Here is a 16,776-nt window from a genome sequence, read left to right as displayed (position 1 = left end):
CATCGACCTGCTCCTCTTGGGCGGGGATTGACAGCGATGTCATGTTCTAACCGGCGCATCGCTGCCTCGTCAATGCCTCAGCCGCCTCGCAACGGAGTCGGCAGTTGGTATATCAAGAAGTGCGAGCCGGGAAACTGATCCACGCGGACCGCAGGTGGAGCCGGATCCGGACCTGGTCGGCGGTGAGAACACGTTTTCCGCGCGATCCGGCGGCCTCGACGGTGAGTGCCCGCCCGCCACCCGGGCCGACGCCGGTCCGTTTCAGGACCCGGACGTAGCGGATCGCGCCGACGTCGAACACCGCCTGCATCTCGGCCGCCGTCCGGGTCACGGTCCAGGAGACGTTCGGGTTCCCGTTCTTCGGGTACGCGTCCCAGCCGTCCACCTTCGTCACCTGGTACGGCGCGTCGCCCGCCGCCGTCGCCCCGCCGTTCGACGAGGAGAACTCCGCGATGATCGGCTTGCCCTGGTACAGCCGGACCTGGCCCGCGGTCGCCGCGATCGCGGTGTTGGTCGACGTCTCCTCCGAGTCGTACCCGCCGTACACCTGGCAGGACGTGGTGTCGCACAGGTCGTACGCTTTCCGCGCCGCCCGGGCACGATGGAAGACCGAATAGGTGCGCGCGGCAACCGATTGCGCCTGCAGCGCGGCCGGCCGCCAGCTCGAGACCGACTCCCGCGGTACGACGCCGCGCAGGTAGTGCTCGAGCGGCAGCACGTTGACCGTGTCCAGATGTGTCCCGGACACGTCGATCGCCCGGAGCGCGCCACGGTACCGGCGGACGGCGCCACTCGGCAGCAACAGCCCGATCACGGCTGCCCCCTCGAACTGCGCCATCCCGGAAAACGTCTTGTAGAGCGTCCATTTCCGGGTCTTCGCGTCGTACGAGCTGAGCTTCGTGCCGTGCTCGCCGTTCGGGTCGATCGACCACTGGTTCCGTGTCGATGCTCTCGGCAACGGATAGACCTTGCCGATGGCCAGCGAGCGGACCGCCAGCCCGCTGACCGCGCCGACCCGGACCCCGTCGGTGGTGTCGGCGCTGATCCGGACCCGGATGCTGCCGGTCGCCTTCCCGGTGGTCGTTCCGGGGTAGTAGAAGTCGAGGATCTGCCGTGCCGACTTCCCGGCCAGCGCGGCGCCCTGCGCGCCGTACTGCGACAGTCCTCGACCGTGCCCGAAGCCGCGACCCATGATGGTCGTGTCCGGCGCCGCCTCCGGCACGACCTCGCGCGCCTGCGCGGTCGCGCTGATCACCGTGGACGACAGAACGACAGCCGCGATCGCACGTTTCCTCACGACACTCTCCCGTAGACGAGCTGAACCTGCCGGTCACGCCGGTCCCAGACGAGCCACCCGCGCTGGAACTTCTGCCGCGCCCCGCCCGCGACCTGGTACGCCTCGGTGATCGGCAGCCCGATCCGCGCACTCCCGGCCCCGATCCGCCGGAAGCGCGTCCGGAAGGCGCCCGCGGTGGAATGCGGGCCGGTAGCAACGGAGTAGAAGACGTCGCGAGTGCCGAAGTACGCCGCCCGCCCGGTCCGTGTCGGATGCTCGCCCCAGAACGGCTGTCCGAGGTTTCGGAAACCGAGTTTCTGCGCGAACACATAGATCGGTGTCGTGAAACTCCCGCCCATCAAGGTGTTCACGCGCCGCTTCAGCCAGCCGAGCTGCTTGTACAGCTGGGTTCCCGGACACGCCGTCGGCTTCGTGTCGCGGTGCCCGGAAACCGTGTGCAGACGATTTCCGTCGAGCACCACGGTGGCCAGCGGCGAGCGGTAGTTGGCGTCCAGCTTCCAGGCGATCACGCGCGCCGTGGACTCCAGCATCGCCGCCGGCGGAGCGGTCTGCTCGAAGTTGCCGATCACCGCGACGCCGAACGAGTTCGCGTTGTACGACGCCGTGTGCGCGCCGAGCACCGGCAGCTGCGCACCGCCGGCCCGGCCCTCGAAGATCCGGCCGAAGCGGTCGACGAGGAAGTTGTACCCGAGGTCGCACCAACCGCGGCTCTTCACGTGGTACGCGTACATCGCGCGCACCATCGCCGGGACCTGCGTGCGGGTGTAGTCGTTCCGATCGGCGGTGTGATGGACGAATGCCGCCAGCACGGTCGTCGTGTACTTCGGCCGTACACAAGAGGCTCCGTTGTACGCACGCAGCCGCTCATCGGCACCCCAGCGCCTCCGGCTGACCATCAACGGCATCGGGTACGGCGCCTTGCCGGCCTGCGCCTCGACGCCGCCGACGTCCTCGGAATCGGACCCGAGCACCCCGGGCTGGATCAGCACCACCTTCGCACCGGCCACCGCGGCGCCGGCATCGGTCACCGCGCTCGCCTGCACCCCGGTGGCGTCCGCGACCCACAGCGGTTCGGTGCCGGACCGCGCAATTCCTTCGGGTGCCGATGGATCCGGGCCGTGGTCGTCCTCGACGTGCAGGGGCTGCCAGTCGGTCCACTTCCCGTCCCGTTCGACGCGGACCTTCGCGGTCACGTCCCGCACGCCGTCGGGCCAGGTGATGCCGACCATTCCGTACGGTTCGGTCTGCGCGCGGACGGACAGGCCGTCGAGCGGAATCTCCTGGTAGGACTGGCGCGACGGATCAGGCGACGGGTTCTCGTGCGCTAGCGGGACCAGTGCGGCCGCGGTCAGCACCAGCGGCAGCAGTCGCGTGGTCTTGCCCATGGCGGTGATGCCCATCTATGACCTTCCGGCGGGGTCGGACAGACGCTGGGCGGCGCGACTTCGATTATGCGCCGCGGGTGACCGCTTTCCGGGGATTCGATCACCCTGCGTGGCGTCTTGAGGGGTTGGATAGGCTCTCCCCAAAGAGCCCCCGAGAAGAGGCCCGACATGGAATTCATCCTGCTCATCGCTGTCGTGGTGATCGCGGTGCTGGCGTACCGCTCGTACCGCCGGACCCAGCTGCAGAGCAAGAAGCAGCACGAGATCACCGCCGCTGAACTCGAGGCGGTCAAGCGGACCGCGGACGAGGACATCACCCGCTTCGGCGAAGAGCTGCAGGACCTCGACCTCGAGATGGTCGGCAAGGACCTCGGCGACGGCGCGCGGCAGGACTACCAGCGCGCGCTCGACTCCTACGAGTCCGCCAAGCAGGCGATCGGTCAGGTCACCCAGGCCGACCAGATCAAGCACGTGGTCGAGATCCTCGAAGACGGGCGGTACGCCGCGGCCTGCGTGAAGGCCCGCGTGGCCGGCGAGCCGCTGCCGCAGCGCCGTCCGGCCTGCTTCTTCAACCCGCAGCACGGCCCGTCGGTGGTCGACGTGATGTGGTCGCCGCCAGGCGGCGCCCCGCGGGAGGTGCCGGCCTGTGCGGCCGACGCCGAGCGGGTCCGCGCCGGCGCCGAGCCGGACGTCCGCAAGGTCATGGTCGGCCCGCAGCGCGTTCCGTACTGGGAGGCCGGCCCGGCCTACTCGCCGTACGCGCAGGGCCTGTTCGGCGGCGTCGGCGGCGTGCTGACCGGCATGTTCATCGGCACGGCCCTCGGCGGCATGTTCGCCGGCGGCGGGTACGGCGACTACGCGGCCGGCTACGAGGACGGGATGGCCGACGGCGGCGGCGACGGCGGGGACGGCGGCGGGGACTTCAACCCGTTCGACGGCGGCGACGGCGGTGGCGACGGCGGCGGCTTCGACTTCGGCGGCGGGGACTTCGGCGGCGACTTCTGAAACACCCAGGACGAGGCCCCGGTGACCAGGTCACCGGGGCCTCGTCGTGTCCTCACTCGCCGAACAGCGGGACGTTCCCCTCGGCGGTGTTCAGGAAGTAGACCGGGTCCTTGAAGTCGCCGGGCACCTTGCCCAGCCCCTTGATCACGGTCGCCGCGCCGTTGGCGTGACCAACGGCATACAGGTACGCCGAGCCGCTGTCCTTGTCGACCGCCGCGAGCAGCGTGCTCTGCGCACCGCACTTCTCCGCGACCAGGTACTCGAAGCCCTGCCACGTCGACGTGCGGACCTTCTTCACGACCGGCTGCCCGCTGACCGGGATGTGGATCGTGTAGAGCGCGCCGCCGTTCGTGGTGGCCAGGAAGGTGTCGTACGTCGGCTGCTCGCTGATCAGCGCCATCGTCTTCACCGACGAGTACCCCGCCCAGCGCGACATCACCCGGGTGGACGGGACGTACCGGTAGAGCACCCCGTCGCCCCGCAGCCGGTACTCCGCACCGCGGAACACCTTGCCCCAGTACTGGGACGTCTCGATCGCCTTGTAGCCGTTGTACCCGCCGCCCCGAGACGTCAGCGAGGTGAACGGCTTGCCGCTGACATCCTGGCCGTACGCGCCGGAGTACAGCGTCGAGTTCACGATCACGTCGCCGTACACGGTGTAGTCCGAGCCGACGCCGAGCGAGTCGTTCCAGGTGGACGCGAGCTTCGCGAGCCCCGGCGAGAACATGTGCGGTCCCGTCGAGCGCTTGACGGTGGCCGGCGACGTGGCGGTGACGGAGGCGTTGGCCATGTCACCGGCGGCCGTGATCGAGCCGAGATTGATCGAGCAGGCCGCGGTGGCGGCGGTGGTCGCGGTGGTGGCGGCGCTCGCGGTACCGGCCGGCGCCGCGGCCAGCCCGCCGAGCAGAAGGGCTGAGGCCGTGACAGCAGAAGCCCGGTTGAATTTCATCGACATGCCTTTCGTGGGTTGTCACTCGCCGAACAGCGGCGCGTTTCCTTCGTAGGTGCTGAGGTAGTAGGTGGGGTCGGTGAAGGTGCCGGGCACCTTGCCCAGGCTGTTGATGACGGTCGAGGCGCCGTTCGCGTGGCTGACCGCGTACAGGTAGGCCGAGCCCGTGTCCTTGTCGATCGCGGTCAGCAGCGTGCTCTGGCTGCCGCACTTGTCGGCGACCAGGTGCTCGAAGCCTTGCCAGGTGCGGCTGCGTACCTGCTTGACCACCGGCTTCATCGGCGTCGCCACCGGGATGTGGATCGTGTAGAGCGCTCCACCGCGGGTGTTCGCCAGGAAGGTGTCGTACGTCGCGGTCTCGCTGATCAGCGTCATCGTCTTCACCGCCGAGAAACCCGGGTACGAGCTGACCTTGCGGAAACCGTCGGTCCAGCGGAACAGCACGCCGTCGTTGCGCAGGCCGTACACCGCGCCGCGGAACGTCTTGCCCCAGTAGAACGACTCCTCGACCGCGGTGAAGTTGCCCCACCCGCCGCCGATCTTGCTCAACGTGTTGATCGCCGAGCCGTCGGTGTCCTCGCCGTACGCCGCGTAGTACAGCGACGAGTTCAGGACGACGTACCCGGAGTCGCGGTACCCGACCGGGTTGAGCACCGTGTAGGTCCAGGTCGAGCTGATCTTGGCGATGCCGGGGGTGAACAGATGCCGGCCCACCGTGCGCTTGGCGGTCGGCGGCGTCGTCGCGGTGACGGTCGTGTCGGCGAGGTCACCACCGCTGGTGATGGATCCAACGGGAATCTGGCAGGCGGCACTGGCCTCGGCTGGCGCCGCGACCGCGGCACGCTCCGGCGCCACGGCAAGCCCACCGAGCAGCAGGGTGGTGGCCGCCACGACGAAGGTTCGTCTCAGATAGCTCTTCACACCTCACACGATGCAACCACCCACACAGAAGTTGCGCCGCCATGTCCGGCAACCTCAAGCAGCTCTGTCAGAGAAGAGATCCAGGGATCGTGGCCGACTTCGCCGGTCGGCCGTAGGTTTGTCTGCGGGGCGCAGTTGTGTCACCGGGCTCTTCAGTCAGCTGATAGGCCGTGAAGTGTGCCGATTCGCTCGATAGCCGCTGAAGTCGGCCGGCGCGTGATCGGTGTCAACGTGGCGCACGCGCAGTGCAACGAGCACGTACGACGTTGACACCGATCAGCGCAGGCTGACGCTTGGGCCGCCGAGCGGACAACTGCTGCGCACACGGGGCTGGGGCGCGGTTCACACCGTGAGGTAGGGACGCTGTCCGATGTCGTTACTTCAGATGGCTCTCGAGCCGTCGACGTTGGTGGTGGCTGCGGATCCTGGCAAGGTGATGAACCGGGTCTGAGTCGGTGATGGTTCAGGTCCATTCGAAGATCCAATGTCGCTGCCAGTTTGTCGTGCTGGGGTCGAGAGACTGGACCAACTCCTGTCTGGGCGGCTGTCTGGGCGCCTGTCTGGGCGCCTGTCTGGGCGGCTAACTGGGCAGCTGACTGGGCAGCTGGCTAGGCGCGGTTGGCTGGGCGCGGTTGGCTGGATTTGGTGATGCGGGTGGGAGGCCAGTGATCGCGGTCGGGGCGATCGAGGTGATCGGGAGTCTGCACCGGGCATGGGCGCATCAGTTGGGGCGCCGCTATCCCGGCGGAGTGTGGTTGTTCGCGCCGTCGGAGACCAAGGCCGCGCGGATCCAGCCGGGGTCGGGGAGCTTCAAGACCGCTGGACAGGGACTGTGCCGCGTTGAGCTATCTGGCCCGCCGAGGCGCGGGGCGGGTGCTGGTGGATGAGTTGGAGGTGGAGGTGTTGCGGGCGGTGGTGCGGCACCGACGCTGGTTGGTCACTGACCGCAAGGCGGCTCAGCAGCGTCTGCACGGCCAGTTGAACAACCTGGTTCCGGGGCGGTCCGCACCGGCTGGGCATGCTGGATATGGCCGCAGCCTGGCTGTTAACGCCTGTCCGGGCTGGCCTGCGCGTGCATTCACCTGCACGGCGGTGTCGGACGAAGCTGCCTGAAGGCGGAACTGAGGTGTTGACGAGCGGGAACTCGGCGGTTCGGTGTGGGCGACGACACGAGCCACCCGCTGGCGGAGGCGGCTGGAAGGATTCCGCCGTCTCCTGACCCCGTCGCAGCACAACGGCCTCCTGCCCGCTTGCCTGCGGGTAGGAGGTTGTTGTGTTCTCCGGTCTCAGCCGGTGGCTGCGAAGTCGGCCGCTTGCTGGAGCACACCCTCGTCGGCCCGCCACCGCGACCGGTCGGCGACGGTCTCCACCACGACGCCCTCGGCCGCCCGCAGGCCGGCCTCGGCGAACCCGCTGGGCCCGGTGGGCTCGGTGGGCTCGGTGGGCTCGGTGGGCTGGGTGGGCTGAGTGGGCTGGGTGGGCTGGGTGGGCTCGGACTCGCGCGGGTCCGTCTTGCCGCTGGGTGGTCGGGCGCGCGGGGGTGCTGTGCGTCGGGCTACGGCGGGGGTGGGTGCGGGTTCGGCCCAGCTGGGGCGGGCGACGTGCACTTCACCGTTGGTGATGGTGATGTGCCAGCGGCCCCTGTGCAGGTCGACGTGGTGACGACGGCAGAGCAACGCCAGGTTCGAGACTTTGGTGTCGCCGCCGTCGATCCAGGAGATCAGGTGGTGGGCGTCGCACATGACCGGCGGGGCTCCGCAGACCACGCAGCCGCGGTCGCGGGCGTCCAGCGCGCGACGCATCGCCCCGGTGACCAGCCGCACGCGGCGCCCCACATCCAGCGGTTCCGAGTTCGAGCCGAGCACCAGCGGGATGATGTTCGCGTCACAGGCCAGCCGCCGGATCGTCGCGGCCGACAGCCCGCCGCTGTAGACCGTGTGGCCGATCGCGTCCGCGGTGGCGGACCTGAGGTCTTCGAGGTCGATCGTGACGGTGATGTTCGCCTTCGCGCCGTACCCGGCCACCCGACGATCCTTCCCTACGTTCCCCGCACTGCCCGCAATGTCTGTACTGCCCGCACTGCTCGCGGCGGATGAGGTCGCCGCTGCAGGTCCAGTGGGCGCGGTGGGTCCCATGGTGTCCCACGCGGCAGCGGCGATGCTCAGGGCGGTGGACAGCGCGTCGGCCTGGCGCTTGTCGCGCGGGCGGGGGTCGTGTTCGCCGTCGACGGTCTTGTGCGGGCGGGCACCGGCGTGCACGACCGCGCGCAGGAGTTCGGCGTTCTCGTTGGCCAGGAAGCCCTTGAACTTCACGCCGTTGTCGGCAGCCGACAGCGTCAGCGACTCCCGTTCATACGCCTTCAGCTCTTCCGGTTCGGGGCCGTCGGAGTCCAGCAGGTCGGCGATCTCCTTGGCGGCGGTCCGCAGCTCACTGGGCGACAGGTGACCAGCCAGCCCGACCAACTGCTCCGCGGCCGCGTCCAGGTGCTCCACCGGCACCCGCGACCGGACCCGCTCGAGTCCGAACACGATCGCGGCCGCTTGCGCCGGTCGCAACAGCCACCCACTACCCGCGCCGCCGGACGCCACGCCGGAGGCAGTGTCCTCGAGGGCGGTGGCTACGGCCGGGTAGTGCGGGGCGGTCTGGGCGAGGCGGAGGGTCCGGCGGGTGGCCGGTGGGTCCAGGCGGTACCGGAAGCGCAGCAGCTCGGCGGTGTCGCGGGCGCCGAGCTCCTGCGCGTACCCGGTGGACTCGATCGCCGCGACCACGCTCAACCGGTACGCCTCCAGGCGAGCGAGCTCGGCTTCCAGCATGTCGAGAGTGGACAGCAGTTCGCTGCCACTCATCGACCACGCCGGCCGTTCGCCTAGAAGTTCCATGGCACCGACTCTAGACGGCGCCACCGACAGTTTCCGAGCCGGAATCCCCTTATTTTGTGGGCTATTCGGGGGCCCACAGCAGCAAACACCCCGCGCCACTCGACTGCATCCGCTCGGCCCGCGTCACCCGGCCGGCACGGACCTGAAACCAACTCGCCGACCTCCTCGCGATCCAGCCCCATAGGACGATCCAGCCCCATAGGAACTGAGACAGCGTGAACCCACCCGTCAGGCGTGGCCCTCGCGTTCGACCGCGGACCGCGCTGGCACGGGACGTGACGGTGGTGCCGACGTAGGCGGCGTCGGCGTGTGCTGGTCCAGGATGCGTTCCCAGCCGCATTCGGTGATCGCCCTGGCGGCCACCCGGGACCGGTGCCGAGACGCCGTTCCGTCAGCACCAGCGTCAGCTGCCGTTACAACCCCAAGCTCGGCGGGTCGTCCGGACACTTTCAGCCGGCTGTCCAGCACCTGAAAACCCGCCCGACCACTTCCCTACCCCGGTAGGTCTGATGCGCTGACTGTCGCTGGCCCGGCAAACCCGGCCACGCAGCCAACTCCCACTCTTTGCATCGTCTTTCCTTGTTCTCGCCTCAGTTTCTGAGGTGGAGTCTTCGGGCTGCTTCGGCTACTGAGCCGGAGATGGAGGGGTAGACGGTGAAGGACTGGGCCACCTGGTCGACGGTGAGGCGGGCGGCTACGGCCAGGGAGATGGGGTGGATGAGTTCGCTGGCGCGGGGGGCCACCACGACGCCGCCGACGACGATGCCGGTGTTGGGCAGGCAGAAGAGTTTGACGAAGCCGTCGCGGACGCCCTGCATCTTGGCGCGGGCGTTGTCGGCGAGCGGGACCTTGACGACCAGGGCGGTGCTTCCCCCGGCGTCGACGACTGCCTGGGTCAGGCCGACGGTGGCGATCTCGGGCGCGGTGAAGACGTTCGCCGAGACGGTCGACTGGTCCAGCGGTGCGACGGCGTCGCCGAGCGCGTGCGCCATCGCGATCCGGCCTTGCATCGCGGCCACCGACGCCAGCATCAGGACGCCGGTGCAGTCGCCGGCCGCGTAGACGCCGCGGGCGGTGGTGCGCGATACCCGGTCGACCTGCACGAACCCGCCGTCGGTGAGCGACACGCCCGACTCGACGAGATTCATGTCGTCGGTGTTCGGCAGCGATCCGACCGCGAGCAGCGCGTGCGACCCCTCGACCTTCCGGCCGTCGGTGAGGGTCACCACGACCCCGTCGCCCTGCCGCTTCACCGACTCGGCCCGCGACTTGCTCAGCACGGTCAGACCGCGCCGCTTGAACACGTCCTCCAGCACCGCCGCCGCGTCGGCGTCCTCGCCCGGCAGCACCCGGTCCCGCGACGACACCAGGACGACGTCGCTCCCGAGCGCGTCGTACGCGCTGGCGAACTCGGCGCCGGTCACACCGGACCCGACCACGATCAGCCGCTCGGGCAGCTCGGAGAGCTCGTAGACCTGCTCCCAGGTCAGGATCCGCTCGCCGTCCGGCTCGGAGCCCTTCAGCACGCGAGGCCTTGCACCAGTGGCGATCAGCACCACATCGGCGTCCAGCCGCTCGTCTCCGGCCACGACCTTCTCCGGGCCGTCCAGCCGGCCCCGGCCCTGGATCACCCGGACCTTGTCCCGGTCCAGCCGGCGGCTGATGCCCGCCGACTGGGCGGCGGCCAGCGCCTTCACCCGTTTGTTGACGACGGAGAGATCGACACGCACGGAGTTCGCCGGATCGTCGTCCCCGTCGTCCAGCCGGACGCCGAGCTCGCCGGCCTCCTCGACCTCGGTCATCACTTCCGCCGTGGCGATCAGGGTCTTGCTCGGCACCGCGTCCGTGCGCACGCCGGAACCGCCGATCCCGTCGGAATCGACGACCGTCACCTCCGCCCCTAACTGGGCGGCCGCACTGGCCGCTTCGTACCCGCCTGGACCGCCTCCGATGATCACAACTCGCGCCACGGGAGGCCATTCTTCCGTATCCTCTGATTCCGTGACCCTGTACGCCGCGTTTGCGTCGAATCTGGACCCGAACCTGATGGCCGAGCGGTGCCCGTACTCGCCCCTGCGCGGGACCGGCTGGATCACCGGCTGGCGCCTCACCTTCGGCGGCGAGGAGCTCGGGTGGGAGGGCGCGATGGCGACCGTGGTCGAGGACCCGGCCGAGCCCACCAACCAGGTCTTCGTGGCGCTGTACGACATCCACCCCAAGGACGTCGAGCGGCTCGACGAGTGGGAGTGGATCGACCAGGGCGTCTACCGCAAGATCCAGGTCCGGGTGCAGACGCTGGACGGCGAGCAGCTGGCCTGGATGTACGTGCTGAACGCCTACGAGGGCGGCCTGCCGTCGGCCCGCTACCTGGGCATCCTGGCCGAGGCCGCCGAGGCGGCCGGCGCCCCCGACGACTACGTGGCAGACCTGCGGACCCGCCCGTGCCAGTCGTCGGGTCACTAGAGTGCCCATGTGAGCGATGATCTGAAGGCCGCCGCCGAAGCTTGGCTGAGCGAGGACCCCGACCCCGACACGCGCGCCGAGCTGCGGACGCTCCTGGACGCCGGGGCTCTGCCAGATTCCAACAGCGCCGCAGAGCTGGCCGACCGCTTCGCCGGCACCCTGGAGTTCGGTACGGCGGGCCTGCGCGGCGCCGTCGGCGCCGGGCCGAACCGGATGAACCGGGTCGTGGTGATCCGCGCCGCCGCCGGACTCGCGGCGTACCTGAAGGCGAAGGGCCTCACCGACGGCCCGGTCCTGATCGGGTACGACGCCCGCCACAAGTCCGACGTCTTCGCGCAGGACACCGCCGCGGTGATCCGGGGCGCCGGCCTGGACGCCGTCCTGCTGGACCGGCCGGCCCCGACACCGGTGGTCGCCTTCGGGATCAGGCATCTGCACGCGGTCGCCGGCGTGGTCGTGACCGCGTCCCACAATCCGCCGCAGGACAACGGCTACAAGGTCTACCTGGGGGACGGCTCGCAGATCGTGCCGCCGGCCGACGCCGAGATCGCGGCCGCCATCGCCGCGGTCGGCCCGCTGGCCGAGGTGCCGCGGGGCGACGACTGGCAGCTGGCCGGTGACGACCTGCTGGACGCGTACCTGGACCGGATCGCCGAGCTGGTGCCCGCCGACGCGCCGCGGGACCTGAACGTCGCCTACACGCCGCTGCACGGCGTCGGGCGGACCCTGGTCGAGGCAGCTGTCGCCCGGGCGGGGTTCGCCGTACCGCGGGTGGTCGCGTCGCAGGCCGACCCGGACCCGGACTTCCCGACCGTCTCGTTCCCGAACCCGGAGGAGCCGGGCGCGATCGACGCGGCGCTGGACCTGGCCCGCGAGATGAACGCAGACATCGCGGTGGCGAACGACCCGGACGCGGACCGCTGCGCGGTGGCGGTCCCGGATGCTGCGGCGGACGGGGGCTGGCGGATGCTTCGCGGCGACGAGCTGGGCAGCCTCCTCGGCGAGTTCCTGCTCCCGGGCTCAGCCGGCGTCGCCGCGTGCTCGATCGTGTCGTCGTCGTTGCTCGGCAAGATCGCGGCGTCGTACGGCGTCCGGTACGTCGAGACGCTGACCGGGTTCAAGTGGATCGGGCGGGTGCCGGACCTGGTGTTCGGCTACGAGGAGGCCCTCGGGTACTGCGTGGACCCGGCGGCCGTGAAGGACAAGGACGGCGTGTCGACGCTGGTCCGGGTGCTGCAGCTGGCGGCGCAAGCGAAGGCAGCGGGACGCACGCTGGTCGACCTGCTGGACGACCTTGCGGTCAAGCACGGGCTGCACGCGACCGACCAGCTGTCGGTGCGGGTCGACGACCTGTCGCTGATCGCGCAGGCGATGGACCGGCTGCGCGCGACACCGCCCACGACGCTCGGGTCGTACGCCGTCGAGCGGATCGACGACCTGAGCCAGGGGTCGGAGGCGCTGCCGCCGACTGACGGGCTGCGGTACACGCTGTCCGACGGCGCACGCGTGGTCGTGCGCCCGTCGGGTACGGAGCCCAAGCTGAAGTGCTACCTCGAGGTGGTCGTCCCGGTCACGACGGACGTCCCCTCGGCACGCGCTCAGGCGGCAACCGCGTTGGCAGCCGTCAAGACGGACCTGGCTGCCGCGGCAGGTATCTGACTCCGGAACACCTGGCGGGTGGTTCCGGGAGCCTCAGCGGGCTGCTGCGGCCGCTTCGGCCTGCTCGGCACGCAGAGAGCTCTGCAGCGAGGAGTGCAGGATGCGGAGCGTGCTGGTGGACTGCATCAGCGCGTCCCGCTCGTCCGGGTTCCGGTTCGCCAGCGCGGTGATGTCGTTGATGGCGGCCTCGATCCGGGCGATCCGGTCAGCGACCGTACCCTCCTGACTGCTGGCCTTACGGATCGCGTCGGACGTGACCGTCCAGATGTCCTCCTTGTCGTTGGTCCGCCGGGACATGTCCACCATCTGGCTCAGCGCGGCGAGGTCGTGATCGACCTGGGTGCGCTCCACCGGCACCGTGATCCCCACGGTCGCCTGCCGCAGCCGGGTGACGTGCCCGGACAGCTCCGACCAGGTGGACCGCCCGCTCTTGATCTTGTCCAGCACCTTCGCGTACTCGGTGTTGAACTCGTCGTAGTTCACTGTCCTTGACTCCTGCCGTTCGACGCTCGACTCAGAACTCTAGGGCGTGCGCACCCGAAACAAGTAACCACACAATCGCAGATCGTGCAGGTGTCGCCAAAACGAAACAGCCGCCCGGTACGCCAACGCGTACCGGGCGGCTGAGTTACGTGCTGCGAGTCGTCAGCTCACGTCGAATCAGGCGACGTAGGCGGACGAGGCGTTGAAGGTGTTGCAGTTGCCCGCGACGGTGTAGCTGTGCTTCGCGTTGAAGCCGGCGGTCACCCAGAACGCGTGGTTCTTCAGCGAACCGTGGTCCCGGACCCCGCCCGGCTGGTCGCCGCTGTTGGAGACGATCCAGTTGTACTGGGTCATGAAGCCGCCGCTGAACGGGTAGTTGCGCTTGTTCGCGCCGTCCACGGCACCGCCCAGGCAGGACGCCTGCAGCTCACGACGGCGGCTCTCCTCGAGCTGCGCGGCGTAGGTGCTGAAGGCGCGCTGACGCTGCCAGGACGCGCCCAGGATGCCGGTCAGCCACTGGACGTGGTGGCCGTACTCGTGGGACAGCGTGAAGGTGGCGTACGCCTGCGCGAACGTCGGGCTCTGGTTCCAGTAGTTGATGATCTGGTAGGCCGGGATGTAGATCCACGCCTTGCCGTTGTAACCGCAGAAGAACGCGGTGTCGGTGACGGCGCCGCAGTACGAGTTGACCGTCCGGCTGTTGTGGACGACCAGCGTCGGGGCGACCTTGTACGCCGCGCCGGCCTGCTTCAGCGGCAGGGCCCAGGACCCGTAGAGGCACTTGAACAGGTTGTTCTCGTACGCCACGACGCCGTTGAAGGTGCGCAGCGAGACGTTCAGCTGCTTGCAGCCCGACGACGGGATCGCGCCGGTCTTGTACAGACGGTTGTAGCGCACGACGTTCGTCAGCGACGACTTCGTGGTGAGGCCGTCACCAGCCGGCGGGTTGCCGATCGCGTACGCGACGCCGTCGACCGGCGCCGGGGTCGCGGCGACCGCCGTGGCGGCGGTGTTCGCGGTGTTCGCGGCGCTGGTGGCGCCAGAGTCCTGCGCAGCCTGGGCGTTCGGCATCACCGCGGCCGCGAAGCCGGCCAGGGCGCCGACCGTGGCCACGCCACGCAGGGTGTAGCGGGAGAGGTTGACCATGAGCTCCACTCTCGATGTGTGTCTGGGGACCTGTCGGACCAATCCTGAGGTGCACAGGGGTTCACTCGGGGCTGGACACGGGTTCGGACGCGGCGATTCGCGCCACAGTTCCACTCATCGGCCGACTTTTTCGCCCAGAAATCGCAGCTGGTCAGGCAGCATGCGCCGCCAGTAGCCGGGAGTGTGTACGCCGGCCTGTTGCCCGCCGGCCGCCTGCAGTTGTTCGCGGAGCTCCCGGGCGGCGTCGGCGAACGGGTCGTCACGCCCGCAGTCGATGCGGACGGCAACGTCCCGGAAACCGCTCGGCCGGTCGAACACCTGACTGCGCTCGAAGTCCGCGGCGTCGTCGAACGCGCCGGGCTGTACGTCGGCGTACGTCCGCCACAGCGCCGGGCTGAGCGCGCCGACCGCGACCGCCCGCGCGGACGGCCCGACCCGCCGCTGCCAGTAGTGCAGAGCGACCCACAGCAACGCGCCGTACCCGCCCATCGACCAGCCGAGGACGCCGAACCTGCTGGTCCGCAGGCCGCGCCTGGCCAGCAGGGGAAGGAATTCCTGGTCGAGCATGAACCCCGGATCGTTGCCGTCGGCGCGGCGGTGCCAGTAGCTGTCCCGGCCGCCGTCGACCGTCGCCAGCGCGAACGGCGGCGTCCCGGCCTGGACCGCCGCGGTCAGGTACCGGTCGATGCCGAGGTCGTTGACCGCGGAGGTGTGATCGCCGCCGCGGCCGTGCAGGACGAGGACGACGGGCAGCTCGGCCGCCGCGTCGTACCCGTGCGGATAGAGGATGCTGTAGCCGACCTTCGTCCGGCGGCCGAACGAGTCGAAGCTGCCGGACACCGCCGGGCCCGCGGGGACGTCGGGGACGACGCCGTCCGGACCGGTGAGGCCGAGCAGGTCGTGCACCCGTGCCCTGCCGGGGACGACCCCGGTCTCCAGGGCGGCGACCGCGGCGACTCCCGCCACCCCTGCCGCGACTCCGGTTCGCAGCAACGCCCGACGGGTGAGCACGCTCAGCGGACCACGGCCGCCACGACGGCGATCACGGCCAGCACTCCGAAGAGCGCCAGCTCCGGCACCGCCCAGGTGTTCTGGATCTCGCCGCCGGATGTCGCGGCGTACTGCTCCTGGTGGGTCTCGATGCGGTTCACGACGAACTCGGCCTTGGAGATCGAGCTCTCCGCGTTGGCTTTCCGACTGCCGACCCGCTGCTTGCGGAGGTCGCGCATGACCAGCTGGACGCCGGGGGCGCGGAACCGGCCGCCGTCGACGTGCACCCGGAGGATGTCGGTCACGTCGACGCCGGTCACCTTCGACCACGGGATCCGGTGGTCGCGCAGGTGGTTACGCAGCAGCACGTTCTCCGGGCTGAGGGTGACCGAGGGGCGGATCAGGCCGACGTAGGCCAGCACCATGAACATCCCGATGATCGCGGACACCATCAGGCCGGTCGTGGTCCGCCACTCCAGCAGCACGTCGAGCAGGCCGAGCGCGCCGATCACCAGCACGATGGCCCCGGTGATCCGGTTCGACGCGGACAGGTACTGCTCGCTCTCGGGCGATTTCGACTTCACCCGCACAAAGTAACCGGCCCGCGGTACCGGCACTAGGATCGGCACTAGACTCCCAGGGGTGACCACACTCGACAGCGGCGTCGACACACTGGCCGACGTGACCTCGTCCGAGGACCGGCTGCGCCGGTTCCTGCTCGGGCTGCCGGGCGTCGACCAGGTCGGCGCGGAGGCCCGCGCCGCCACCCTGAGCACCCGGTCGATCAAGACCACCGCGAAGCAGTACGCGCTGGACCTGGCGATCCGGATGATCGACCTGACCACGCTCGAAGGCCAGGACACCCCCGGCAAGGTGCGGGCCCTGTGCGCCAAGGCGAAGCGGCCCGACCCGTCCGACCCGTCGACCCCGCAGGTGGCCGCGGTCTGTGTGTACCCGGACCTGGTCGCCACCGCGAAGCGGGAGCTGAACGGCTCCGGGATCAACGTCGCGAGTGTCGCCACCGCCTTCCCCAGCGGGCGATCCAGCCTCGCGATCAAGATCCAGGACACCAAGGACGCGGTGGCGGCCGGCGCCGACGAGGTCGACATGGTGATCGACCGCGGCGCCTTCCTGTCGGGCCGCTACGGCATGGTGTTCGACGAGATCGCCGCGATCCGCGAGGCGGCCGGCGACGCGCACCTGAAGGTGATCCTGGAGACCGGTGAGCTGGTCACCTACGACAACGTCCGGCGGGCGTCCTGGCTGGCGATGCTGGCCGGTGCGGACTTCATCAAGACCTCCACCGGCAAGGTGTCCCCCGCGGCCACGTTGCCGGTCACCCTGGTGATGCTGGAGGCGGTCCGCGACTACCACGAGACCACCGGCCTGCACATCGGCGTCAAGCCGGCCGGCGGGATCCGGACCGCGAAGGACGCGATCAAGTACCTGGTCACGGTCAACGAGACGGCCGGACCGGACTGGCTGGACCCGGAACTCTTCCGCTTCGGCGCCTCCAGCCTGCTGAACGACCTGCTGATGCAACGCACCAAGCTGGCCACCGGGCACTACCCGGGCCCCGACTACTTCACCTTGGACTGA

15 protein-coding genes are annotated in these 16,776 nt (G+C 69.7%); 5 read left to right on the top strand and 10 right to left on the bottom strand.

Features of this window, described 5'->3' with window-relative positions:
• Positions 1–112: 112 nt before the first annotated feature.
• Together ACWEOO_RS24970 and ACWEOO_RS24965 are read right to left on the bottom strand one after the other, a co-directional pair.
• Entirely contained in the window at positions 113–1,297 is a 1,185-nt protein-coding gene (locus tag ACWEOO_RS24970) for a SpoIID/LytB domain-containing protein (protein ID WP_452145054.1), read from the bottom strand.
• Positions 1,294–2,697 carry an N-acetylmuramoyl-L-alanine amidase gene (locus ACWEOO_RS24965; protein WP_452145053.1) on the bottom strand — a complete coding sequence of 468 codons (1,404 nt, stop codon included), beginning with the start codon at positions 2,695–2,697 and terminating at the stop codon, positions 1,294–1,296. Before ACWEOO_RS24965 ends, ACWEOO_RS24970 begins: the two co-directional genes overlap by 4 nt.
• A 153-nt stretch (positions 2,698–2,850) precedes the next feature.
• Between ACWEOO_RS24965 and ACWEOO_RS24960 the strand changes: the two genes are divergently transcribed.
• Positions 2,851–3,687, top strand: a complete 837-nt coding sequence (locus tag ACWEOO_RS24960) for a hypothetical protein (protein WP_452145052.1) — start codon at positions 2,851–2,853, stop codon at positions 3,685–3,687.
• Between the two features lie 52 nt (positions 3,688–3,739).
• On the opposite strand, the gene ACWEOO_RS24955 is transcribed toward ACWEOO_RS24960, so the two are convergent.
• Positions 3,740–4,636: a hypothetical protein gene (locus tag ACWEOO_RS24955; protein WP_452145051.1), complete on the bottom strand. Its 897-nt coding sequence runs from the start codon at positions 4,634–4,636 to the stop codon at positions 3,740–3,742.
• A gap of 21 nt (positions 4,637–4,657) precedes the next feature.
• Positions 4,658–5,557: a hypothetical protein gene (locus ACWEOO_RS24950; protein WP_452145050.1), complete on the bottom strand. Its 900-nt coding sequence runs from the start codon at positions 5,555–5,557 to the stop codon at positions 4,658–4,660.
• Positions 5,558–6,397: 840 nt separating this feature from the next.
• Here ACWEOO_RS24950 and ACWEOO_RS24945 point away from each other — a divergent pair.
• Positions 6,398–6,670 (top strand): hypothetical protein, encoded by a 273-nt coding sequence (locus ACWEOO_RS24945; protein ID WP_452145049.1) that lies wholly within the window; start codon positions 6,398–6,400, stop codon positions 6,668–6,670.
• Positions 6,671–6,843: 173 nt separating this feature from the next.
• Here the strand turns inward: ACWEOO_RS24945 and ACWEOO_RS24940 are convergent, their stop codons facing one another.
• Positions 6,844–8,436 (bottom strand): DUF222 domain-containing protein, encoded by a 1,593-nt coding sequence (locus ACWEOO_RS24940; RefSeq protein ID WP_452145048.1) that lies wholly within the window; start codon positions 8,434–8,436, stop codon positions 6,844–6,846.
• Positions 8,437–9,026: 590 nt separating this feature from the next.
• Positions 9,027–10,406, bottom strand: a complete 1,380-nt coding sequence (locus ACWEOO_RS24935; RefSeq protein ID WP_363710380.1) for an NAD(P)H-quinone dehydrogenase — start codon at positions 10,404–10,406, stop codon at positions 9,027–9,029.
• Between the two features lie 31 nt (positions 10,407–10,437).
• On the opposite strand from ACWEOO_RS24935, the gene ACWEOO_RS24930 reads away from it, so the two are divergent.
• Positions 10,438–10,899 carry a gamma-glutamylcyclotransferase gene (locus ACWEOO_RS24930; protein ID WP_452145047.1) on the top strand — a complete coding sequence of 154 codons (462 nt, stop codon included), beginning with the start codon at positions 10,438–10,440 and terminating at the stop codon, positions 10,897–10,899.
• 9 nt (positions 10,900–10,908) lie between these two features.
• Positions 10,909–12,558, top strand: coding sequence for a phospho-sugar mutase (locus ACWEOO_RS24925; RefSeq protein WP_452145046.1), 1,650 nt, complete (start codon positions 10,909–10,911; stop codon positions 12,556–12,558).
• Between the two features lie 33 nt (positions 12,559–12,591).
• Here ACWEOO_RS24925 and ACWEOO_RS24920 read toward each other — a convergent pair whose 3' ends face one another.
• The 4 genes from ACWEOO_RS24920 to ACWEOO_RS24905 form a co-directional block, all read right to left on the bottom strand.
• Complete coding sequence (locus ACWEOO_RS24920) at positions 12,592–13,041, bottom strand: hypothetical protein (RefSeq protein ID WP_355696387.1); 450 nt, start codon at positions 13,039–13,041, stop codon at positions 12,592–12,594.
• A 177-nt stretch (positions 13,042–13,218) separates the two neighbouring features.
• Positions 13,219–14,187, bottom strand: coding sequence for a neutral zinc metallopeptidase (locus ACWEOO_RS24915; protein ID WP_452145045.1), 969 nt, complete (start codon positions 14,185–14,187; stop codon positions 13,219–13,221).
• 114 nt (positions 14,188–14,301) lie between these two features.
• A complete protein-coding gene (locus ACWEOO_RS24910) occupies positions 14,302–15,198 on the bottom strand; it encodes an alpha/beta hydrolase (RefSeq protein WP_452145044.1) in 897 nt (298 codons plus the stop codon).
• Between the two features lie 2 nt (positions 15,199–15,200).
• A complete protein-coding gene (locus ACWEOO_RS24905) occupies positions 15,201–15,761 on the bottom strand; it encodes a PH domain-containing protein (RefSeq protein WP_452145043.1) in 561 nt (186 codons plus the stop codon).
• Positions 15,762–15,819: 58 nt separating this feature from the next.
• Here ACWEOO_RS24905 and deoC point away from each other — a divergent pair, with 58 nt between their 5' ends.
• The gene (deoC, locus tag ACWEOO_RS24900; protein WP_355696380.1) at positions 15,820–16,776 is read left to right on the top strand and encodes a deoxyribose-phosphate aldolase; all 957 of its coding nucleotides are present in this window, start codon (positions 15,820–15,822) and stop codon (positions 16,774–16,776) included.

The organism is Kribbella sp. NPDC004138, assembly GCF_053603655.1.
Note: the sequence above shows the minus strand (reverse complement) of the source record. Positions and strands in the feature narration are given on the sequence as shown.